Origin of the sequence: Streptococcus sanguinis (assembly GCA_013378335.1) — a bacterium.
Lineage (GTDB): Bacteria > Bacillota > Bacilli > Lactobacillales > Streptococcaceae > Streptococcus > Streptococcus sanguinis_I.
In genome coordinates this window covers 1040652-1062044 of record CP040556.1, presented here as the reverse complement: position 1 = coordinate 1062044, position 21393 = coordinate 1040652, and the positions used below count along the sequence as shown (strand labels likewise).

Sequence of the window (21393 nt, the reverse complement as noted above, 5' to 3'; positions counted from 1 at the left end):
TAAATATAAGGAGAATACTATGACTCAGTCATCTTATGACAATGCATCCATGGTTCAGGTCTTTAAAGAGGGAACCTGGGATGTCAAACTCTCTTTTCTGATAATGGGGCTGAGCAACCTCGTAAACAAACAATTTATCAAGGGGCTGCTCTTTCTCTTCTCAGAAATTGCTTTCCTGATTGCTTTTGTTGTTCAGATTGTACCAGCTATTAGCGGCATGATTACACTTGGGACTCAGGAGCAAGGCGAGACTATAAAAAAAGTAAACGGCATTGAAATCACCGTTCAAGTAGCTGGTGACAACTCTATGCTGATGCTGATTTTTGGACTTGCTTCTCTTATCTTCTGTGCGGTCTTCGCCTATATCTACTGGTGTAATCTGAAAAGTGCTCGTCACTTGATGGCTCTCAAGCAGTCAGGCCAGAAGATTCCTAACTTCGTTGAGGACTTTAAGACACTTGCTGACGGCCGCTTCCACATGGGCCTAATGAGCATTCCACTTATCGGAGTATTGCTCTTTACCGTCCTGCCTCTGATCTATATGATCTGTTTGGCCTTTACTAACTTTGACCATAACCATCCAGCTCCTAAGTCACTCTTTGATTGGGTTGGTTTCTCTAGTTTTGGTCATGTTTTCTCAGGTCGTATGGCTAGCACCTTCTTCCCAATTTTAGGCTGGACTTTGATTTGGGCGGTTGCTGCGACAGCTACTACTTTCTTCTTCGGTATTGTTTTAGCTCTCTTACTCAATACCAAAGGCCTCAAGTACAAGAAAGTTTGGCGCACACTCTTCGTTATCACTATCGCAGTTCCACAATTCGTATCCCTGCTCTTGATGCGTAATTTCCTGAATGACAATGGACCTTTGAACGGATTATTGCAAAGCCTTCATCTCATTCAGCATCCGATTCCATTCTTGAGTGACCCTGTTTGGGCTAAGTTCTCAATCATCTTTGTCAATATGTGGATTGGTATTCCATTTACCATGCTGGTAGCGACCGGGATTATCATGAACCTGCCTAGTGAGCAAATCGAAGCTGCTGAGATTGATGGAGCTAGCAAACTTCAAATCTTCAAGAGCATTACTTTCCCTCAAATTCTCTTGATTATGGCGCCATCACTCATCCAGCAGTTTATCGGGAACATCAACAACTTCAACGTTATCTACTTCCTGACAGGCGGTGGACCTACTAACTCTTCCTTCTATCAGGCAGGCTCAACTGACCTCTTGGTTACCTGGCTCTATAAACTAACCGTTTCTGCCAAGGACTACAATCTGGCATCTGTTATCGGTATCCTGATCTTTGCAATCTCTGCAACCTTCAGTCTCTTAGCCTATACTAGATCCGCATCATTCAAGGAAGGAACTGCTAAATAATGAAAAATAGAAAAAAACTCAGTTTATTAGGGATTTACGTCTTACTGACTGTTTTAGCACTCATCTGGCTAACGCCGATTATCTGGATTTTTCTAACCAGCTTCCGTGGTGAAGGTTCTAATGCGGTCCCTTACTTCTTCCCTAAAACTTATACTTTTGACAACTATATCAGACTATTTAATAACAACACATATCCTTTTGTTCAGTGGTTTATGAATACCCTGATTGTTGCAACAGCAACCTGTATCCTATCTACTTTGATTACTGTGGGTATGGCTTACTCACTCAGCCGTATCAAATTCAAGCATAAAAACCGTTTCCTCAAGCTGGCTTTGGTTCTTAACATGTTCCCAGGCTTCATGTCTATGATTGCGGTTTACTACATCTTGAAAGCCCTCAATTTGACACAAACCCTGACCTCACTGATTTTGGTTTATTCAGCTGGAGCAGCTCTAGGCTTCTATATCGCCAAAGGATTCTTTGATACCATTCCTTATTCTTTGGACGAATCCGCTATGATCGACGGAGCTACCCGCTTCCAAATCTTCCGGACTATCACACTGCCGCTGTCAAAACCGATTATCGTTTATACGGCACTTATGGCCTTCATGGGACCTTGGGTCGACTTCATCTTCGCCTCTGTCATCCTAGGCGATGTCAAGGAAAAATACACGGTTGCTTTGGGACTTTTCCAAATGCTTAATAAGGACGCCATCAATAAATGGTTCTTGCCTTTCACATCTGGAGCGATTATCATCGCTATCCCAATCACTCTTCTCTTCATCTTCATGCAGAAATACTACGTAGAAGGTGTAACAGGCGGGGCAGTCAAATAGAATCTATTATATATATTGAAAACTTCCGACAGTTAATATCGGAAGTTTTATTCTTAGAAAATGCAGAACTTGGCTTCTCTTTCCCTTTTATATGAGATTGCTTATTAGCTATAGACAAAAAAATGAGGCTGGGACAAAAGTCCTAGCCTCTCAATTGTCTTTGGATTGTCGAGGAAGACGCAGTGGTTGAGTGGGCTCTATTACGCTGATTTCATCAGCTTTTACAGCCCTACTCAACTGTGCGGAGGTGGGACGACGAAATCGAATTCTAACGAATTACCGATTTCTGTCCCACTCTCATTTTATATTTCTTTAATTATAATCTTCGTCTCTGCGACGGCGCTTGTTGGTTCCCAAAAAGGCAGCTGCACCAAGTGCCATACCAAAAATCGCAAAACGTTCTGCTTCTGAACCAGTATTGGGCAGAATAGCAGGAACTGTTGGAGCCTTATCAGCAGTTGTAGCCACGCTAGCAAGCTGAGCTGCAGGATTTACAACAAATTCAGTGAATGCACCACTACCAGCGGTTTGAACGGCACCTGTAGTTGCTCCTTTGACTTCACGAGTGTTCGCATGAACTTCTGCAGTCTTAGCATCTGAATCTTTCTTAGATTCATCCTCTGTACCTGGACCAGCTGCTCCGCCTTTTACAGCAGTTAGAGGCTCTTCATCTTCACCTGAGCGATAGTTGCTATTCAGAGCATTTCCATAAAGGAGAAATGCTTGGTTCAAGATATTCAAGAGAGTTTCATAATTGGCTTGAAGACTGTTGTAAGCCTCTTCAAGAACAGCTAAAGTAGCAGTTTCTTGATTTAAGATTGCTTGTTTAGCTTCATAATCAAGCTGCGCTTCTGCCAACTCCCGCTCTGCTTCTGCAAGTAACTGAGGAGCATTTTGAAGGTCAATGACTTTCTTTTTAGCTGCTGCTAATGTTTTTTGAGCAGCCAGCAAATCCTCTTGAGCAGTTGCCAAATTAGCTTTCGCAGATTCTTGATCTGACTGAAGTTCTGCCAACTTATCCTTAGCTGCTGCTAGAACTGCCTGAGCGTTGCTCAAGTTAGTCTGATAAGGTGCTAGGTTTGCTGCAATCTTAGCTGTCGCTCTGTCGAGAGCTTCCTGCTTAAGGGCAACATTTTGCTTGGTCAAAGCTAGATTATTTTCAGCAGTTGCTACCTTCTGACGAGCTGCTTCAACTGCTGCAATTTGAGTTGCCGCTGCCTTTTGAGCATCAGCTAATTGAGCATTGAGGATATTGATAGCTGATTCCTGACCAACTTTTTGAGCCTTGAGTTCAGCTAACTGATTCTTAAGTGCTGTAACATTTGCGTTAGAACCTGCAGAACGACCACCACCAGCACGTAACAACTGCTCCATAGCCGCAACAGTCAGCAAAGTACCATTATTAACACGTTGGTCAAAGTTGCTAATATGATGGAAACCAACTTCGGATGTACCATGAGGTGTACCCCATTGGTTTGGATGTTTATCATAAGCTGCTGAGATTGCATTGGCTTTATTGTCCATCATCTGAACATAGTGACCAATCTTAGCAAATACTTCTGCTCCAACTCTCATGTAGATAGCATTAGCATCAATCTGAGTTTCATCAGTAGGCAGTCCATATTGCGCTGCAATCTCTTGGTAGTGTGCTTTTTCTTCATTATGCCAGAAATTGACAGCCCCTTGCGGATCAAAACTAATCGCCACATTCTCGTTACCAATCAACTTACCCATGTGCATGTTATTGCGCTCAAAGTAGATAGTCTGAATCTGGCTGGCCACATTCGCATACGGATCAACCAACAACTCTTGTAAGCCGGCATTACGACGGTAAGCATTGATGGCCTTAACCAACTCTAAAGCTTGCAGGTTATTTTCTAAATTAGCTGGACTTGTTGGGTCAGAATTAACTGAAATACCAAATTCATTTTGTCCGCGTTGGTAGACTGCAAGAGCGTTGTTGGCAGCATCACGAATTTCCTGATTAGCCGCATTGTTACGAACATTTTCTAAAAATTGAGAATAAGTCGTATTGCGAAGGTCAACAGGAGCTGTTGCTGCTGCTTTCTCGGCAGCCGGAATCTGTCCTTCAAGAGAGTTAATAGCTTGATTGGTTTGGCTCAAAGATTCCTTTGCCTGATTAATTTTATTCTGGATTTCAGCCTGCACTTGGGGAGCAGAAGACGCTGCTTGTTCTGCCTTTGTCAGTTCAGACTTTGCATTGTCTAAAGCAGTCTGTGCTTGACTTTGTTGGCTCTTAGCAGTTGCTACAGCTTGCTCTTCTGAGTTAAGTGGTGTTTTAGCTTGTTTCAATTCAGTCTCTGCAACATCTACCAGAGATTGACTCGCCTTAATAGTATTTGCTTGGTCTTTAACAGCCTGTTCTGCCTTAGCAGCTTTAGCAGCAGCTTCTCGGACGGCAGTGTCTTTTGCGCTAACCTCTTGCTCTGCCGTTTTCACTTCCGCTTCTGCTTTAGTGATATTTTCTTCTGTTGCTTCTGCTTGGTTTTCCTTAGCAGCTTCAACAGCAGCCTCTGCAACTTTCACACTTGTTTCCGCATCTTCAGCTTCTGTTTTAGCAGTATCTACTATTGATCTTTGTTCATCAAGTTTAGCTTTGGCAGCTTCAGCATTTTCTTGGGCAACAGCTACATCTGCTGCTGTCACTGGTTTCTCAGTTACTTCAGTCGCTTGTGGAGCTGTTACAGTTGATTCAACCAACTCATCCGCGTGCACTTGATGGGTCAGTCCACCAGAAATAATAGTTGTAGCCGCGATACCAGTCGCTACAACAGACTTGCCTATTTTCTTTTCCATAATCAATCTCCTTTTTATAATCTCACATACTATAATTAATTTGGGTATAGCAGCCCACATAGTAATATACTATCACAAAACGCTAGTATTAACTAGTAGCAAACGTATCCTTTTAATAGTTTTTTTATTACATTTTTGTTACAAAAATGTTGTATTAGAAAAATAAGGTGGCTTTCCCAACAAAAATGAGCATTTCTGTATCGAATAAAGCAAAAACTCCTAGATTCTTTCTAAGAGTTTTTGCTTGTCAGTTCGATTGAGCTTGTCGAATTTCCTCTAACATTGCTTCTTCTTCGGCCGTCATTTGATAGCGTTCCAGCAAGTCAGGACGTCTTAGATAGGTCTTTTTAAGACTTTCATAAAGACGCCACTTGCGGATATTTTCATGATGGCCGCTCATAAGGACTTAAAGATTTTCTTTCCCCCACTGATTTAATTCCAGTAACAAAGGAAATAGCTTTTTCCCCTTGTCAGTCAGGGAATATTCCACCCTAAGTGGCATAGAATGAAAATCCTTGCGCAGTACTAGTTCATCAGCAATTAATTGATTCAGAGAGCGAGTTAGACTAGTTCTCGTAACTCCTTTTACCCTTCTCAATAAATGATTAAAGCGGATCTGTTTATTTGAATAAATTACCCATAAAATATTCAACTTCCATTTTCCACTAACTGAATCCATTACTCTCGTAATGCCACATTCCCAATGTTGATGGCTATTCATCTTTCTCTCCTCAGTCACAAAAATGTGCCTACTGTTTTTTTCACTTTATCCATATTATAATGAAATAGTTATTATTTTGTAAAGGAGAAAATTTGATGAAAACGAATCTCGATTTCCTCAATAAACGACAATCCATTCGATCATTTGATCCAAATGACACTATTTCAGATGACACCATTTACCAAATATTGGAAAGCGCTAGTAAGGCGCCTTCGAGCAATAATTTTCAACCTTGGAAAGTTGTAGTTTTTAAGAACAAAGAAATCCAAGAACAATTAAAAAACTTTTCCTATCAACAACAGCAAGTAGCAGATGCTTCTGCTGTCTTTCTACTGCTTGGTGATAAAAAGGCCTATGACATTGACAAACTACTAACATTCTATATCCAAAATGGTATAATGGACTCTTCTGAGGGTGAAGGTCGTAAAAAAAGGATTGAAGCTTATTTTTCTTTACATCCCGAGGATAAGGATAAAGAAGGACTACGCTTTGATTTAGGTCTATTTGCCATGAATTTAATGTATGTTGCCCAAGCGTATGGTTATGACTCTGTCCCCATGCGAGGTGTTGATTTTGAAGCCATCATGACTACATTTGAAATTGATCCCGAATTAGATCCAATTCTTCTTTTGCCTATTGGAAAAAAACTATCTGAAGGTTTCCCCAAAATACGTTACTCTGTGGAAGATTTTAGTACTTTTATCCATAAATAGCCATCATATTGAAGAAGCTTCGTGAGGCAATCATCGAAGCTTCTTCTATTTATAATTTTTTTATTTCCTCTAGCATAGCTTCTTCTTCGGCCGTCATTTGATAGCGTTCCAGCAAGTCAGGACGTCTTAGATAGGTCTTTTTCAGACTTTCATAGAGACGCCATTTGCGGATATTTTCATGATGGCCGCTCATAAGGACTTCAGGAACAACCATACCCCGATAGTCATAAGGTCGAGTGTACTGAGGATATTCCAAGAGTCCAGATGAAAAACTGTCATCTGTATGACTGGCTTCCTTTCCAATAACCTCTGGAATCAGGCGAACGGTAGCATCAATCATGGTCATTGCCGCCAATTCTCCCCCAGTAAGGACATAGTCCCCAAGCGAGATTTCGTCTGTCACTAAAGTCTTGATCCGCTCATCATAGCCTTCGTAATGGCCACAAATGAAAATGAGTTCCTCTTCCTTAGACAGTTCCTCAGCATAGGCTTGGTCAAAAGTCCGACCAGCAGGATCCAGCAAAATCACACGCGGTTGCTTCTTTTCAATGGCATCATAGGTATCAAAAATAGGTTGGGCCCGTAGCAGCATACCCTGGCCTCCGCCGTATGGCTCGTCGTCTACATGCCGGGATTTTTCAGCCTTTTCTCGGAAATTGTGGTAGTTGATTTCTAAGAGACCTTTTTCCCGAGCTTTACCGACGATAGAGTGTTCCAAGGGCGCAAACATCTCCGGAAAGAGAGTCAAAATATCAATTTTCATCGTCCAGTCCTTCCGGTATCTCTACATCAACCCGACCTTGCTCAATGTCAATCCCCAGCACCACTGGCGGAATATAAGGCAGCAGCAAGTCGCGCTTGCCTTTACGCTTGACCACCCAGACATCATTGGCTCCTGGCTGCAGAATTTCCTTAATCGTACCAAGAAGAATGTCATTTTCATAGACTTTAAGGCCGATGATTTCATGGTAGTAAAATTCCCCGTCTTCCAAGTCCGTCAAATCTTCCTCTCGGACTTTCAGAATGAAATCACGGAATTTCTCGATGTCATTGATGTGGTACATCCCCTTAAACTTGATAATATCAAAGTTCTTGACCTTGCGATGACTGGCAATCTCCACATCCATGATAAACTGATCCTTCTTGTCAAACAGGGCAAGGGTATTGCCTTTTTTAAAACGCTCTTCTGCAAAATCCGTCACTGACAAAACCCGCATCTCACCTTGCAGACCTTGCGTATTGACAATTTTTCCAACATTAAAATAATTCATCTCGACTCCAACATATTATACTCTGCCTAGTATTTTATCATGATATAGGGGAATGTACAAGGGAGATAAGGGGGAATTCTCTTGCCTATATTTATTTGATTAAAGTTACTGTTTAATGTATAATTATACATATAGAACCTCAATACTATAAATACCCAAGTGTGTTTACGCAAAACCAGAAAGAAGTTGGTGATAGCTATGGGAAAAAAATTAATCAAGCTCCTGCTCTCTACTGCTCTTCTAGCCACAACAGCCGCCAGTCTGACTGCTTTGACACAGGTCAAAAAAGGCCAAGCAATGGAAAATGAAACGAGAGAAACTAGAAATGTTTCAGCTCTTGACGAAAAAATTGCTCAAATTGACAATCCAACCATCAAGGCTTTTCTAGAATACTATGCGAGTCAGAACATGACCTCCGCATCGTCTCTTCCAATGATAGATGATCTGGAGTCCAATACGCGCATCATCGTTATTGATATAGACTATGCAGATACAAGCATCCCCCTGCCATTGGAACATCAATCGATGGATCCGAAGGGCCTGTCGGGGGAACTGTTGATGATGATGGCCAATATATCGAGTTTGATACCAGTAACCATAGCAAATCCGCAACTGTTCAGGAGATTCGAGATGCTATTGCTGAGATTCTTGGGTAGACTCATCTTAATATTAAAATTACCAGCTAAAACAAACGAAGTCATTAAAAAATAAACGGCAAGCTCGACGAAAGTTTTACTTATTTCAAAGAGCGTCAATTTCAAACTCAAATATGATAATAGTTTACATAAAAAACGCATAAAACCAATGTTCACAGAAGCATTAATTTTATGCGTTTTGACTATTGAAAAATTTTTTCCACTACCTCTTTATTAGATAGGTAATTCATATTATCACAGCTATGCCTCTCTTACTTCCATTTTTTTACAACCTTTACATTGCCTTTATCACTGGGAGAGAAGCGGCCGCTTGAAACAGCTTCCCATTCTTTGAGGAAAACTTTCTCAAACAAAGAAAACTTTTCTTCAATCTTAGCTTGAGTCAAGCCATAACTTTCAAACTTATCTCTAGGAATGACAACATCTTTGCTGTCATAGTCTAGCAGTTTAGCTTCCTGTGTGAGAGACTTCGTCTTTATGTCATAACTAGCTGTCAAGGAAAGCTGAACGTTCTCATCCCATTTCTCTTCATAGTCAAAAATAAGCATCTGATTTTTATTTGCGATAATATTGAGATTGCTGTTTTTTGGGAAATCCTTTGATTTATAGATTACCATCACTGTTCCAGCCTGAAAGTCCGAACTATCCTTTTCCGTGACAAGATCTGCTCCTTTTATTTTCAAGAGCTTCATCTGACTCTTATCGCCAGAACTCACATATTGGATTACATCCTTGTAAATCTCATCAAAAATACTGCTAGACTGACTACTCTGATAGTAAAAGACTAGAAAAACAACTACCAAAAGTAAGGCAAGAACTGATATAAAAATTAGATTCTTTTTCATAATTATCATTCACTTTCTGCATAATTTCCCAGTTGATTATCACGTTCCTCTAAACTTCTGAGGAAGTTATAGGAGTCAGGATAATGTTCTTTAATATAGGCGAGTTTTTCTTCATCAGTCCGACTGGCATATCGAAATCCATCTTTATTAGATGCAGGTACCGTTTTTGGCGGAACCATATCAAAAATTTCTTTTTTTACGTGATTGATATCAGTAGATTTAAGAAAGAGCTCTGAGCGAGTCATCTTGTCTGTATTAGGATCTGCTTTTTCTTCCAGCTGATTGTAATAATAATTAGATGCTGCAACATAAGAAACATTCTTTTCTTTCATAATATTTGTAATATTTACGGCATCTAAGTCAGCTTTATAATCAGCATTCCCCATTGAAGGATTTGCTTCTGCATCTTTTGTCACATCTCCGCGCCAACCTGAAACTTCCTCAAGATCTTTTTTACCCCAAAACCACATTCTTGCCAAGCCCCAACCAGAATACAGATGAGTAGCTGTTGTGATGGACTGATGAGCAAAGTCTGTCTTATTAGCATAGCGTTCATTTTGTTCCCTCCAGTCTTTTAGGAAGGCAGCTTCTATTTCAGAATCAGACATGCCTGAAGTATCATGATTCTCCTTGTATAGCTTTAAACGTTCAGCATAGCGCGCTTTATCTGCTGTAGGATCTACCACCTCGCCAGGATCTAAAGCAGAAAAGTCATTTTGTTTTTTGATTTCATAATACAAGATTTTAGCTTCAGCATCTGTCAGCCCCATTTTTCTATAGAACTCCTGAGGGGAATCTCCTTCAAGATTACCTGCAGTATTATCCCACCAAAAACCATCATAGTTTGGAGCTCCTAAAGCTCGGTTGAGCAGATAATCTCTCTCTTCCTGTGACTTATCAGGGTATTTTGTATCTATCCCCTTTTTAAGTTTGAGTATTTTGAGAGCTGTTTCTTGATTGAAACCATACTGTTCCATAAGGTTTTCGACATATTTTCGCTCTTCTGGCTGTAAATTCGAAAGGTCTGTTGGTTTATAATTTATCAATTTAGTTGCCCAAGTCAAATTCGCTGGTAAAACATAAACACCCTTATTAGCATCCCAGCCAGTACTCAGTTGACTAAGACCGATATCAAGCAGATTTTTCAGAATTTCAATCTCTGAGAAAATTTGGGGCGATGAAAGATTGAAAGCTCTTAGTTTCTGTAGTTTTTCTTGGAGAACTCGTCGCGCCTCATTTAAAATATCAAGCATCTTCTGATGGCCAGCCACTAATGCTGGTGCTACCAATGCGCTTGAAAGCATGGAAGCTTTAGTGGTTGTTATCAAGGCATCTAGTTTCTGAATATCAGCTTCTAAATCAGACTCCTTTAGGCTTTCATTGGCAACCTGTACGACATAGAATTCTGGAAATTGCTTGACTGTCTTCCCGACTGCTTCTGATAATAGTTTTCCACCATGGGCCAAAGGGCGAAGAACTCTGGCAGAATAATTTCGAGCAGAATCATAAGCTTTTCCCTTTAGCGATTCCGCACTGGATTCAAAATCTGTCAGACTTCTTTCCAGTTCTTCATAAGCTCTAATTTCCTCTTGTATCATTGTCTGGGTACTGTTCGCTTGAGACTGCGAATCTCCTAAATACATGTCTATACTCATCAATGTTTCCCCTTATCTTCTAAACTGTTAACCATTCGAACGCGCTCATGATGGATTTTATCACGCTCCTCAGAGACTTCTTTTCTTTGCTGTTTTAAAGCACCGCTTTCCTCTTCAAAACTTCCCTGAAAGCTCTGCCAGTTCTGAAAAAAATCATCGCGCATATGCTCAAAGCCATTTTGAGAACTGTAGCGATAAGCCAGATCATCTAAAAAAGCATGCATTTGATGCGCATCAGACTCTACAGACTCATAATATTCAGTAACCTTTTTTAAATCACCATCTATCTGGTATTCCTTTTCCAGTAAGTCCGATTCTTTGCGGCAAAGGTCCTCAATCTGCTCCTCTGGGGACTTTATTTTTTCCTGCTCTTTCTGATATCGCTGGCTTATCTTATACATAACCTTATCTTGATTAGCCAGCATTCGCTTCAGCTCTTCCTGCTCCCGCAGATTTTGCAGCTGCTCGCGTTGCGCACGCAAGCGCTCTGCCAGAGTCATATCAGGATCATATATAAACTTAATTGGCTTCTTCTCTGTATTTTCTTCTTCCATGAGCAGTCTGTTCTCCTTGATTTCTGGGTAAGCGTTGTATCTTTAACTTTATTTAACCATTTACAGACTCCGCTATCTGCTGATCCACTGCTTCAAATTCGCCAGCAACACTATGGATATTCGTCACCATTTCAGAGAGAGCATTGGAAATGCCTTGTCTGGCAACTTGGGATGCCTTCATAGCCTCATGAGCATTTGAATTCCCCGAAACGGTCGTTTTATCATCCTGTTGGGCCTGTCCGATTCCTGATAAGTTGGAACTCCCTTGTTTGATTTTGGTTGCATAATTCTGGGCATCTGACATACTACTCTTAATTTCAGACATCTTTTTTCTCCTTTATTAAATATACTAACATTTATCTGTAGCATTTTTATTATAATGTCTTTGCAAAGATATTACAAAATAATACAGGATAATATCTCTCATTAACAAGGAATATTTTATATTACTTTGAACTTTCTCTACATACCATCATCTTGCTTTTAAATGCTGGCTTCGCAATCACACTTCAAAAGAAGCTCAGCTATCTTTTCTGACTGACTCCAATGTAAATAATGATGGTTGCCTCCTAAAATAATCCGAGTATTTTGTGAAGCAAATTCGGAATCTTTATATTCTTGTTCTCGATAGGCCTGACTCAGAATAAAAATCGGGAATTGAAAAGAGATATCTAAGTTTTGAAAATCGCTTTTTGCGATACTGCAATAATGTTGAAATCCTTCTTGTACAGATTTTAATCTATCAGAACTCCTTTCTGCCTTCGCCCATAAGATTTTAAAATCAGCTACTGAAAAACTCTTTTGTCCTATTTTTTTCAGATATTCATATCCTCCACCGAGCGTCTGAACTTTCTCCTGTAAGGATAAAAATTCGGGATAAGGATTCTGAGCTAATTCGCCATATAGAACAGAATAAGTGGTCGGCTCAATTAAGATTAGTCCCTGACAAAACGGCTCTGATTCAGCAACTTTAACTGCTACAAGACCACTAATACTGTGCGCGCAAATAGCATACTGGAGGACTTTAAAATGTGATAAAACCTCTATAATAGATTGAACCAAATCGTCCAAAACAAAATTTTCTTGATTTTCCAGTGCGCTTTGGCCAGCATTAGGGTAATCTATTGTTAAATAACCCCAATTTTTAGGTAACTTCCGAATAACTGGCAAAAAATTTTCATAGGTCGGCAGACTCCCTACACCGCTTAAAAATACAGCAATCTTTTCCGCAGGTTGATAAGATACAAATAGCTGTCCTACTTTCGTTTTGATTATTTTTTCTCTCATATTGTTTCCAATCAATTCTTACAAATATTATCCGGGCACACACTACTATCTGAGAGCTAGCTATTTTACTAGCAGAATAAGGACACCCCAATACCAAAAATTATATACCAAAAATTTTTTATATTCAACCAAGATCCGTATTACAAGAGGCAGTTGCTTGCACTGTAAATGAAGGCTAATCTCAAGGCTTGTTTTTCCTAAAAATCTATGCTAAGGTAAAGGAAAAATATAAGAAGGAGGAACTGCTGGGATGAGGAGTGGGCATCTTATTTACAAGGTTAAAAAGTTGCAAGAAGCGGTCAAGGAATGGGAAGCAAAGGGTTTTGTCGTCGAATACGGCAGAAGGGAAAAACCCAACAATGCCTTAATATACTTTAGTCAAGGCCCCTATATTGAGCTACTGGAAAATACAGGCATTCCTGTAATAGCCAAAATCATAACTAAGCTATTTGGCAGGCCTAGAAATCTAGAGCGCTTTTTCTATTGGGATGAGTGCGTGGAAGGCTGGCAAGGACTTTGCATCGAAAAAGATTCTTCGTCAAAAGAATCCCCTCGATAAAGAATTTCAAAGCTAAGATCCTCATATTCCAGAAATGCATTCGACGAGCGGAAACCCTTGCTTTTATAAAATTCCCAGCGAGCCTGACGCTGTTCAAGATTATCACACGGCTCATCTAGGCGCTTGATTTCTAAAAGCATGGTTCGCTGATAGAAATTGACCATCTTTTCGATGATTTCACCGCCATAGCCATGGCTGCGCAAGTGGGGCATAATAGCAAAGAAACTAACATAAAAGGCTTGCGCGTTGGAGATGGCAAAGGCAAAACCAACAAATTCCTTTTCATGATAAAAGGCGAAAAAATTAGCATCTTTCTGTTCCTCATATCGTAAAAATTCACTGAGCGCAATCCTTTCCCCTTCTGGGAAAGCTTCATTATTCAAGGACTCTACCTTATCCAAATCTGAAAAATCTGCTGTAATGATCTGGCTGGTTAAGCTCATAAAATCACTCCTTTTCTAGTGATAGTATAAGAAATTTTGCAACTGGTTTCAAAAAAGAGCCCTGAAAGAGCTCCTATGTATCCATTTTTTCTTCATATAATAGAAAGGTGCCGAATGCCTAGATAGAATCGGTTGGCCCCCAGCGAAGAGGAATTATCCTAGCTGCTACTCACTATTTCACGTAAATTATCCAAATGCTGGTTATCAGTCACAACCATAATGCTGACGCCTGCTGGCCAGACAAAGTCTGGGGTAAACTGGCTTTCCAAAGGCTGATTTTTTTTCAGACGATAGCCGATAATATTAAGATGATAAAGCCTGCGAGCATCTACTTCACGGACCGTTTTCCCGACCCAGCTAGCAGGCAACTCAAACTCAGCCACCACTACATCATCATCCAGCTGGAAAACCTCAATCGAATAGTTAAAGAGAATGGTCTTGGCCAATGAAATACCAGCCTCCACTTCAGGCAGGATAACTAGATCAGCTCCTACCTTTTCTAGCACCTGTTGGGTCACTTCATCCTTGACCTTGGCAATGACATTTTTTACGCCCAATGCCTTGCAGTGCATGACCGCTAGGACGCTGGATTCCAGACTTTCTCCCGTCGCTACGACCACCGTATCACAGGAACCGACGTCTGCCGCCTCCAAAAGCTCCATATCGGTAATGTCCCCGATCACACCAACGGCAATCATGTCTTCATACTGATTGATTGTCTCTTCGTGATTATCAATCGCAATGATTTCTACATCTTGAGAAATCAAAGCCTCAATGATACTCTGTCCAAAAATCCCCAAGCCGAGGATTCCAACTGTTTGATTTGCCATTTCTTTTCTCCTATCCAATCATAATGTCCGCCTTGCTGTAATGCAAGGTTGCAGCCTTCTTCGGTTGATAATGGTTGAGACTGACCATAAGAGTCAGCGGCCCCACCCGTCCAATAAACATTAGCAACATAATCACAATCATACCAGCTGTATTGAGGCTGGTAGTGATATTGGCCGTGACACCAACTGTAGCCAATGCCGACACAGTCTCAAATATCAGGTAAATAAAACGATGACTGCTATCGGTCACTAGCCCAAGAGCCAAAAGACCAAGCAGAAATGTCAGCTGAAAAATCACTGTCACACCAAAAGCCTTCTGCACTAGCTGAGGAGACAGCGTTCTCCGTCCCATATTGGTATGAGGCAAGCCCAGGATTTCCTTTCGAGCAAAAAGCAAAAGAACTAGGAAGGTCGTAATTTTCAGACCGCCAGCTGTACCACCCGGAGCCCCTCCCAGAAACATCTGGAGCAGATAGATAAACAGGGTTACTGGACGAGCAGCTGTATAATCAATGGAAGCAAAGCCAGCTGTCCTCATACTGACTGTCTGAAAAAAGCTGACCAGTAGCTTATCGCCAAAGGAAAGATTGCCAATCGTTCCAGGATTACTGTACTCCGTCCAGAGACTCGTGACCGTCCCAAAAACGAGGAGACCAGCAGTCAGCAGCAAGACTACCTTAGTATGAAAGTGCAGCCCCTTCTGTTTTCCTCCCAATTTAGTCGCCAAGTCAAACCAGACCATAAAGCCCAGTCCTCCAGTAATGATGAGGAGAGCCAAGGTGATATTGACCAAAACATCTGTCTGCAAGCCTAGTAGGCTATCATTGCCAAAATTATCAAAGCCCGCATTACAAAATGCAGAAACGGCTAAAAAGATAGAATTAAAAATCCCTTTTCTCAGACCAAACTTGGGAATGAAGCGAATCATGAGAAGGAGCGCACCCAGTCCTTCGATAGTAAAAGTCGTGATAAAAATCGAACGGACAAATTGACCTAAGGTACGATTGTGACCATAACTAAAACTATCCCGCAGAATACGGCGATCCTTGAGGCTGAGCTTTTTCCGACTTTCCATGGTGAAAAATCCGATAAAAGTCAGGATGCCCAAACCACCAATCTGAATCAGCAGCATACAAAGGAGCTGTCCCCAGACATTATATGTATCCACAACCGATCGAGTAAAAAGCCCTGTCACACAGACCATCGAGACAGCAGTAAAAAGATGATCCAGATAGCCCGCTTGGGAACTTGCCGTCTGCACCCAAGGCAGACTGAGTAGCAAGGAGCCACAGAATATCACCAGAAGAAAAGACAAGATAATCTTTTGCGCTGGTGACAAGCGTGAAAATAAATGCTTCATAAAGTTTCCTTTCCTGATCTAATAAAAGCAGAGGCCAGCTCTATCTGCCCTTCTCTTTCCTTGACAGCCCGCTGCAAATCATCTGGACTCTGCAAGTTTCTGACTTTGATGGCATAATCCGCTGCGACAATAGCATGGCCCCGCATGTGGGCTGTTGCAACCGCTTGGGCAAAGACACGCGCAGCATATTTACCGATTTGTGATTGGGCTTGTCGAGACAGTTTGTTAGCCAAGAAACCAGCCGTCCTTAGTTCATAGGCAGATGCCCTCCCATCAAGTCGAGCCTGAAAAATCGCTCCTATCTGAGGCAAAATCCTCTGCTTTTCAGACTCATCTTTCGCATCAATCAGAAGTATAAAGCTTGACGCTATTTTCATAGCCCATCGAGCCAGTTGCCCCTGAGGAAGCTGTTCCAAAACAAGCTCCAATTCCAATCTCTCCTCACCATCATCCAGGATTTTCAGCTTGTATGGACTCGGTAAAATCACTTGGCTATTCTCATAACACTTGCGCTCATGAGCGTTCCAAGCATAATCTTCTGGCTTCATATGTCCTCCAGTTTCGAATTTTTCTAAACTCGCCCCTGCATTTCGTTCTTCTCTTAAATGAAGTGTCTAGTTCTCACATACGCTCGAACTGCATCAATTCCCCTAAATTCAACTGCGCCTAACGGCTTGTTTCATTAAGGGGCTTGTACCCACGCTTTGCTGGGCATCAATTTCTCTAAGCTCACTTGAGAGCTGTGCACTCAGTTCGCTAAGAGAAATAGAAAAAAAACGGGACACATGCCCCGCTGCTTCTTATTTCTCATCAATGACGATGCGAACTTTTTTGTACTCGGTTGGGACAGAGTAAACAATCGTCCTTATAGCGGAGATAGTACGACCTTTACGACCGATTACACGTCCAACATCACTCTGATCAAGATCCAGGTGATATTCTAAAAATTCAGGTGTATCCTCAATCTTGATAGTTAAGGCATCTGGCTGTGAAATCAAAGGTTTCACTATCGCAATAATTAGATTTTCAATCGTGTCCATATGTCAACCTACGCTTCTATTATTTAGAGTATTTTGAATCGTGGAATTTCTTCAATACGCCTTCTTTTGAAAGGATGTTGCGTACAGTATCAGAAGGTTGTGCACCATTACCCAACCACTCAAGGATACGGTCTTCCTTCAAAGTTACTTGGTTTTCAGCTACAAGTGGGTTGTAAGTACCAACTGTTTCGATGAAACGTCCGTCACGGGGTGAACGTGAGTCTGCAACATTGATACGGTAGAAAGGTTTTTTCTTAGAACCCATACGAGTCAAACGGATTTTTACTGCCATTATTAAGGTCTCTTTTCTTTATTTTTTTCTTTTGGTGAAATAGCAAAGCTATTAAGCACATGTTCTATTATAGCAGATTAAAAACAGCTGTCAAGTTTTTTTTCTTGACAGAGTTAAAAATTTTTTAGATTAGTCTTTTTGTCTTAAAAACACAATGCGTTTTTACTAGCTTACTTGATAAAAATATATTTAAGAGAAAACAAGGCAAGGATTTTTTTCATTTGCAGTCTCCTTATGGAACCAAGAGTCTAATAATGTCGTCGTAAGAATAGGCGGTATAGGTCGGTTGAAAAAGACTTTCATTTTCTAGCTGCTTGGGATTGTACCAGATAGAGTCCAGTCCGGCATTATTAGCGCCAGCAATATCAGCTGTCAAGGAGTCTCCAATCATCAAAGTCTGAGACAGGTCAAAATCTGGTATCTGCTCTGCTATTTTTTCATAAAATAAAGCTTCAGGCTTCTGAGTCCCCATCTTTTCCGAGATAAAAATATGATTAAAATAAGGAGAAATGTCGGAATGGGCCATGCGGCCGGTCTGAATAGCCGTGATGCCATTAGTCGCTCCGTAAATCTCATAGTCAGCCTCTGTCAGACTGTCCAAAAGCTCGCTTGCACCAGAGTAAGTTTGCCCTTGCTGAGCAATATGCTGCTGATAAAGGAAGGCTAACTCGGCGCCATCCTTCTCAATGCCAAAATGGGCAAAAAGACGAGAAAAACGAGTATTGACCAGCTCTGGCTTGGTAATTTTACCCAGCTCCAGGTCTCGCCAAAGCCCTTTGTTCATGGGAATATAATAGTCTTTGTAGGTCTGAATCTCTGTCACGCCCTGCTCCTCCAAAAAATTAGTCAAGGCAATATCTTCTGCCGTATCAAAATCCAGCAACGTATGGTCAAGGTCGAAAAGTAGAAATTTGTATGACATTTAATGGCCTTTCTGAAATGAATTGATATTCACGATGATAAAATATTTGAACTAAGAATATCAGGATGAAAGCAAATTAATTAGACTTCAAAACCGCCTTCAAGAATAAATCTCTTGAGTAAATTTGATGTTTTTACATTTACCTTAAACGGTGCCAGTGTTTCTCCAGTTATATTTTCAAAATATGACTTAGCTTTCTGTTTATCAACAGAATTTTTTAAAAGATCAAAACGACCAAATTCATTCAATGTTGTTTCAGTCAACTTCATAGACATCATTTGTCTTAACAGTTCTTCATCAAGACCAAAGGTATCGGTCAAACGTTTAATTCGATCATAATGAATTCGAACCTGATAATCATTAATGTAGTCACGAAGTGTCAGCGCACTATCTACCTCTATCTCACCATTTTGAATATCATGTAAGATTAAATTTGCAATTTTTTGCTCTTCTTGTGTCAATGTTGCAAAGGTTTTGTGCAGTTCATTCAAAAGACTTTCAGATTCCTCCGTTCCCAAAGCTTTAATATACTTTTGGAAACGAGAATTCATATAATCAGCATCAATAATTCCAGTATCAATTTCAATTATAGAGGTTGATAAATCAAATGGTACATCATCTGGACCATTGCCTCCACCACCATTACTCATCAGTTCCTTATAACGAATAACTAAAATGTTATAAGTCATCTCATCGCAGACTACATTCACAACTGACTTTCTCTTTCCAGCACCTTTTGAAATTTCATAGTGTAATTTAGACCATTTAAAGCCCTGGATCCGAGCTGCTTCAAGATAATCGTTAAACGAATTAAATAGTTTAGCAAATTTTGCTTTTTCACTTCTCTCAGCAGGGAGTTTCTCGAAATTTTCTACACCTGCACTTTCAAAAATGTCCTGAATCTGATAAAAAAGAACATTTAACATTTCTAAATTCTGATCTAGCTTATTGACAAAAAGCTCTACAGGACTGTCGCCTGAATAAAGCTGAACTGCATCTTCAATATTCCGTTCCATAGTGTGAGGCTTACGATAATAACGGATGGTACCAAATGGTTTGTCCTCTCCAAAAATCCGATTGGTCCGAGAAAATGCTTGAATAATCAGTTCATCCTTCATCAACTGGTCTACATAAAGAGTATTAATCCATTTAGAATCAAAACCTGTCAACATTTGATTTACAACGATAAGTAAGTCTAATTGCTTTTCTGGCTCTCTCTCAATCCATTTATGCTGGTGTTTGTGCGCCAAGCGATTAGAAACATCCTTTTTGAAATGGTCATGAGATGCCAAAGTGTAAGGATGGCCATACAGTTTCTCATAATCAGTTAGAATCTCTACAAGAGCATCTTCTTTAAAATCAAAGCCGTCATTATTATCAACATTTGGATCAAATAATGCTGTTACTCTTAACTCAGGCTTTGTTGCTTTTAGCAATCGATAATAGGAAATAGCTTCCTGGATACTGCTAGTCGCAAAAATAGCATGGAATTTTCCGTTACGACTCAAGGTTAGCCAGTTATCACAGATGTCCTTCACAACAGCTTTCTGATAGTCAGGTGTCTGATATTGACTTTTTGGTAAGTAGTCTTCAATTCCTTTGATGTACTTATCTTTTTTATTCATAAAGCCTGCCATCTTGACTTTTGAACCATTCATAAAGTGATAGTAGACTTCACTCTTTTCTGGATTACTGAGTGCTTCTTCTACACTAGACGCTTTCGCCTGATCAAGGGCTACTTTTTCTCTGATTTCGCGATCTTTATAGATTAGGATTTTATAAGGATCAAACCCTAGAACATTTTATCGCGAATTCCGTCCGCAATGGTGTAATGATGTAATTCTTGACCAAAAATCGAAGTCGTTGTATTCTTTTTTCGCTCATTTTCCTTTTTAATAGGCGTACCAGTAAAACCGAAGAATAGAGCTTGCGGAAAGGCCTCTTTAATGGTAATCATCATCTCGCCAAAAGTAGAGCGATGGGCCTCATCGATGATAAATACAATCCTGTTCTTTCTCATCGCCTCCAGCTCTGCATCTGTCATCCCGTCCTCCTCTTTGATATTACTCATCTTTTGAATGGAGGTGACAATCAAAGTATTTTCAGGCGATTTACTTTTCAACCGAGTCTTGAGCATAGCTGTATTTTCTGTTTCTTGAACTGATTCTCTCTCCTCAGCAAAACCTCGGTATTCTTTTATAGACTGAGTTCCTAGCTCAATTCTATCCAATAAAAATATTACCTTATCTGCATCTTTTGAGTTAGCAATTAGCTGGGCTGCTTTAAAACTAGTCATGGTCTTGCCAGATCCAGTTGTATGCCAAATAAAACCGCCAAGCTGATTGCGATCTGCCCACTTATTTTCAGCTACCCGGTCAGAGATTGCAGCAACTGCATAGTATTGGTAACTACGCAAAACTTTTAAAATTCCATCCGACTGATCAGCTATAGTGTAATAGCCAATTAGCTGATGTGCCATCGGGATTGATAAAAGATAAACAGCAATATCTTTCCAGTTGTTAATCAACTCATTATTAAAATCTTCCCAATGGAAATAATAATCTGGATTAAAACGTCCATCTGGCCCTGGATTGGCAAAGTAGACAGTTTCATTCGGCTCCATGGCCACAAAGATTTGAACCAAAGAGAAGAGGCCTGTGAAAATGCCCTCTCTGGCATACTTTTCGATTTGTGTTGTGGCCTGGCTAACTGGAATACCACTGCGTTTTAGCTCCAAGTGAAAGACTGGTATGCCATTAATCAAAAGCATCAAATCGCCCCGTCTGTCATGGAGAATGGGAGATTTGGTGGGAAATTGAGGTTGTCTTGCGATCTGATAGCGACTTGAACCTGCAGCAATCTCCTTACGATTATAGATTTTGAGACTAATCTCTTTTCCAAAATGCTCAGGATCTGCTGGATTGTCTCTTTTGACCGATACCGAACCTCCGTTGATGAAACCGTTCAGCTTTAGTGGTGTTCGGAGGTTTTCAATCTGCTCTAAAATCTGAGCCATTTCACCGTCTGTTAAAGGCTGGTCATTGAGACGGTCGCGTTCACGGTTGTTATCAAAGAGGATCTTAGCCCAATTCTCAATCAGATCCTGCTCAGTGGGATAGTAGAGGATTTCTTTTTCCCAGCCCTTGGTAAAAAGTACCTCTATCAAGGCCTGTTCAAAATCAGCTTCTTTGCTAAAAACAGTCATCTGTAACTC

Annotated in this window: 20 protein-coding genes and 4 pseudogenes; 5 read left to right on the top strand and 19 right to left on the bottom strand. The window is 40.5% G+C overall.

What is annotated here, in order from left to right:
* The first annotated feature begins 19 nt into the window (after positions 1-19).
* A complete protein-coding gene (locus FFV08_05645) occupies positions 20-1378 on the top strand; it encodes a sugar ABC transporter permease (protein QLB52160.1) in 1359 nt (452 codons plus the stop codon).
* Positions 1378-2214: a sugar ABC transporter permease gene (locus FFV08_05640; GenBank protein ID QLB52159.1), complete on the top strand. Its 837-nt coding sequence runs from the start codon at positions 1378-1380 to the stop codon at positions 2212-2214. The genes FFV08_05645 and FFV08_05640 overlap by 1 nt, the downstream gene beginning before the upstream one ends.
* A gap of 233 nt (positions 2215-2447) precedes the next feature.
* On the opposite strand, the pseudogene FFV08_05635 reads toward FFV08_05640, so the two are convergent.
* The 4 genes and pseudogenes from FFV08_05635 to FFV08_05620 all read right to left on the bottom strand — a co-directional run bounded on the left by FFV08_05635 (position 2448) and on the right by FFV08_05620 (position 5752).
* Positions 2448-2513 (bottom strand): annotated as a pseudogene (locus FFV08_05635) (NUDIX hydrolase).
* Between the two features lie 13 nt (positions 2514-2526).
* On the bottom strand, positions 2527-5091 hold the full coding sequence (locus tag FFV08_05630; protein QLB52158.1) for a secretion protein: 2565 nt from the start codon (positions 5089-5091) through the stop codon (positions 2527-2529).
* Positions 5092-5278: 187 nt separating this feature from the next.
* Positions 5279-5437 (bottom strand): annotated as a pseudogene (locus FFV08_05625) (tRNA (guanosine(37)-N1)-methyltransferase TrmD).
* Positions 5438-5752: a helix-turn-helix transcriptional regulator gene (locus FFV08_05620; protein QLB52157.1), complete on the bottom strand. Its 315-nt coding sequence runs from the start codon at positions 5750-5752 to the stop codon at positions 5438-5440.
* A 95-nt stretch (positions 5753-5847) separates the two neighbouring features.
* Between FFV08_05620 and FFV08_05615 the strand changes: the two genes are divergently transcribed.
* Positions 5848-6465 carry a nitroreductase family protein gene (locus tag FFV08_05615; protein ID QLB52156.1) on the top strand — a complete coding sequence of 206 codons (618 nt, stop codon included), beginning with the start codon at positions 5848-5850 and terminating at the stop codon, positions 6463-6465.
* 49 nt (positions 6466-6514) lie between these two features.
* Here the strand turns inward: FFV08_05615 and trmD are convergent, their stop codons facing one another.
* Both trmD and rimM read right to left on the bottom strand, forming a co-directional pair.
* Positions 6515-7228 (bottom strand): tRNA (guanosine(37)-N1)-methyltransferase TrmD, encoded by a 714-nt coding sequence (gene trmD, locus FFV08_05610; protein QLB52155.1) that lies wholly within the window; start codon positions 7226-7228, stop codon positions 6515-6517.
* Entirely contained in the window at positions 7218-7736 is a 519-nt protein-coding gene (gene rimM / locus FFV08_05605; GenBank protein ID QLB52154.1) for a ribosome maturation factor RimM, read from the bottom strand. Before rimM ends, trmD begins: the two co-directional genes overlap by 11 nt.
* Positions 7737-7934: 198 nt before the next feature.
* Here rimM and FFV08_05600 point away from each other — a divergent pair.
* A pseudogene (locus FFV08_05600) lies at positions 7935-8392 on the top strand (hypothetical protein).
* A 251-nt stretch (positions 8393-8643) separates the two neighbouring features.
* Here FFV08_05600 and FFV08_05595 read toward each other — a convergent pair.
* From FFV08_05595 to FFV08_05575, 5 genes are all read right to left on the bottom strand, one after another.
* A complete protein-coding gene (locus tag FFV08_05595) occupies positions 8644-9237 on the bottom strand; it encodes a hypothetical protein (GenBank protein ID QLB52153.1) in 594 nt (197 codons plus the stop codon).
* Between the two features lie 5 nt (positions 9238-9242).
* On the bottom strand, positions 9243-10892 hold the full coding sequence (locus tag FFV08_05590; protein QLB52152.1) for a hypothetical protein: 1650 nt from the start codon (positions 10890-10892) through the stop codon (positions 9243-9245).
* A complete protein-coding gene (locus tag FFV08_05585; GenBank protein QLB52151.1) occupies positions 10892-11446 on the bottom strand; it encodes a hypothetical protein in 555 nt (184 codons plus the stop codon). The genes FFV08_05590 and FFV08_05585 overlap by 1 nt, the downstream gene beginning before the upstream one ends.
* Before the next feature lie 52 nt (positions 11447-11498).
* Positions 11499-11771 (bottom strand): TIGR04197 family type VII secretion effector, encoded by a 273-nt coding sequence (locus tag FFV08_05580; protein QLB52150.1) that lies wholly within the window; start codon positions 11769-11771, stop codon positions 11499-11501.
* A gap of 158 nt (positions 11772-11929) precedes the next feature.
* The gene (locus FFV08_05575; protein QLB52149.1) at positions 11930-12733 is read right to left on the bottom strand and encodes an alpha/beta hydrolase; all 804 of its coding nucleotides are present in this window, start codon (positions 12731-12733) and stop codon (positions 11930-11932) included.
* Between the two features lie 250 nt (positions 12734-12983).
* Here FFV08_05575 and FFV08_05570 point away from each other — a divergent pair, with 250 nt between their 5' ends.
* Complete coding sequence (locus FFV08_05570) at positions 12984-13292, top strand: VOC family protein (protein QLB52148.1); 309 nt, start codon at positions 12984-12986, stop codon at positions 13290-13292.
* Here the strand turns inward: FFV08_05570 and FFV08_05565 are convergent.
* From FFV08_05565 to FFV08_05530, 8 genes and pseudogenes are all read right to left on the bottom strand, one after another.
* Positions 13214-13735: a GNAT family N-acetyltransferase gene (locus FFV08_05565; protein ID QLB52147.1), complete on the bottom strand. Its 522-nt coding sequence runs from the start codon at positions 13733-13735 to the stop codon at positions 13214-13216. The genes FFV08_05570 and FFV08_05565 overlap by 79 nt on opposite strands.
* 158 nt (positions 13736-13893) lie before the next feature.
* Entirely contained in the window at positions 13894-14565 is a 672-nt protein-coding gene (locus tag FFV08_05560; protein QLB52146.1) for a TrkA family potassium uptake protein, read from the bottom strand.
* A 10-nt stretch (positions 14566-14575) separates the two neighbouring features.
* Positions 14576-15925 carry a TrkH family potassium uptake protein gene (locus FFV08_05555; protein ID QLB52145.1) on the bottom strand — a complete coding sequence of 450 codons (1350 nt, stop codon included), beginning with the start codon at positions 15923-15925 and terminating at the stop codon, positions 14576-14578.
* Positions 15922-16473 (bottom strand): hypothetical protein, encoded by a 552-nt coding sequence (locus FFV08_05550; protein ID QLB52144.1) that lies wholly within the window; start codon positions 16471-16473, stop codon positions 15922-15924. Before FFV08_05550 ends, FFV08_05555 begins: the two co-directional genes overlap by 4 nt.
* A 252-nt stretch (positions 16474-16725) precedes the next feature.
* On the bottom strand, positions 16726-16965 hold the full coding sequence (locus FFV08_05545) for a KH domain-containing protein (protein ID QLB52143.1): 240 nt from the start codon (positions 16963-16965) through the stop codon (positions 16726-16728).
* 19 nt (positions 16966-16984) lie between these two features.
* A complete protein-coding gene (gene rpsP / locus FFV08_05540) occupies positions 16985-17257 on the bottom strand; it encodes a 30S ribosomal protein S16 (protein QLB52142.1) in 273 nt (90 codons plus the stop codon).
* Between the two features lie 232 nt (positions 17258-17489).
* Complete coding sequence (locus FFV08_05535) at positions 17490-18179, bottom strand: noncanonical pyrimidine nucleotidase, YjjG family (GenBank protein ID QLB52141.1); 690 nt, start codon at positions 18177-18179, stop codon at positions 17490-17492.
* Between the two features lie 80 nt (positions 18180-18259).
* Positions 18260-21384 (bottom strand): annotated as a pseudogene (locus tag FFV08_05530) (type I restriction endonuclease subunit R).
* Positions 21385-21393: the final 9 nt, after the last annotated feature.

What these genes read in the sequence shown, in the direction of transcription:
- FFV08_05555 (QLB52145.1), bottom strand. Translation starts at nt 15,925, where the DNA reads ATGAAGCATTTATTTTCACGCTTGTCACCAGCGCAAAAGATTATCTTG.
- rpsP (QLB52142.1), bottom strand. Translation starts at nt 17,257, where the DNA reads ATGGCAGTAAAAATCCGTTTGACTCGTATGGGTTCTAAGAAAAAACCT.
- FFV08_05615 (QLB52156.1), top strand. Translation starts at nt 5,848, where the DNA reads ATGAAAACGAATCTCGATTTCCTCAATAAACGACAATCCATTCGATCA.
- FFV08_05575 (QLB52149.1), bottom strand. Translation starts at nt 12,733, where the DNA reads ATGAGAGAAAAAATAATCAAAACGAAAGTAGGACAGCTATTTGTATCT.
- FFV08_05595 (QLB52153.1), bottom strand. Translation starts at nt 9,237, where the DNA reads ATGAAAAAGAATCTAATTTTTATATCAGTTCTTGCCTTACTTTTGGTA.
- rimM (QLB52154.1), bottom strand. Translation starts at nt 7,736, where the DNA reads ATGAATTATTTTAATGTTGGAAAAATTGTCAATACGCAAGGTCTGCAA.
- FFV08_05550 (QLB52144.1), bottom strand. Translation starts at nt 16,473, where the DNA reads ATGAAGCCAGAAGATTATGCTTGGAACGCTCATGAGCGCAAGTGTTAT.
- FFV08_05535 (QLB52141.1), bottom strand. Translation starts at nt 18,179, where the DNA reads ATGTCATACAAATTTCTACTTTTCGACCTTGACCATACGTTGCTGGAT.
- FFV08_05565 (QLB52147.1), bottom strand. Translation starts at nt 13,735, where the DNA reads ATGAGCTTAACCAGCCAGATCATTACAGCAGATTTTTCAGATTTGGAT.
- FFV08_05620 (QLB52157.1), bottom strand. Translation starts at nt 5,752, where the DNA reads ATGAATAGCCATCAACATTGGGAATGTGGCATTACGAGAGTAATGGAT.
- FFV08_05580 (QLB52150.1), bottom strand. Translation starts at nt 11,771, where the DNA reads ATGTCTGAAATTAAGAGTAGTATGTCAGATGCCCAGAATTATGCAACC.
- FFV08_05585 (QLB52151.1), bottom strand. Translation starts at nt 11,446, where the DNA reads ATGGAAGAAGAAAATACAGAGAAGAAGCCAATTAAGTTTATATATGAT.
- FFV08_05630 (QLB52158.1), bottom strand. Translation starts at nt 5,091, where the DNA reads ATGTGGGCTGCTATACCCAAATTAATTATAGTATGTGAGATTATAAAA.
- FFV08_05590 (QLB52152.1), bottom strand. Translation starts at nt 10,892, where the DNA reads ATGAGTATAGACATGTATTTAGGAGATTCGCAGTCTCAAGCGAACAGT.
- FFV08_05640 (QLB52159.1), top strand. Translation starts at nt 1,378, where the DNA reads ATGAAAAATAGAAAAAAACTCAGTTTATTAGGGATTTACGTCTTACTG.
- FFV08_05570 (QLB52148.1), top strand. Translation starts at nt 12,984, where the DNA reads ATGAGGAGTGGGCATCTTATTTACAAGGTTAAAAAGTTGCAAGAAGCG.
- trmD (QLB52155.1), bottom strand. Translation starts at nt 7,228, where the DNA reads ATGAAAATTGATATTTTGACTCTCTTTCCGGAGATGTTTGCGCCCTTG.
- FFV08_05645 (QLB52160.1), top strand. Translation starts at nt 20, where the DNA reads ATGACTCAGTCATCTTATGACAATGCATCCATGGTTCAGGTCTTTAAA.
- FFV08_05560 (QLB52146.1), bottom strand. Translation starts at nt 14,565, where the DNA reads ATGGCAAATCAAACAGTTGGAATCCTCGGCTTGGGGATTTTTGGACAG.
- FFV08_05545 (QLB52143.1), bottom strand. Translation starts at nt 16,965, where the DNA reads ATGGACACGATTGAAAATCTAATTATTGCGATAGTGAAACCTTTGATT.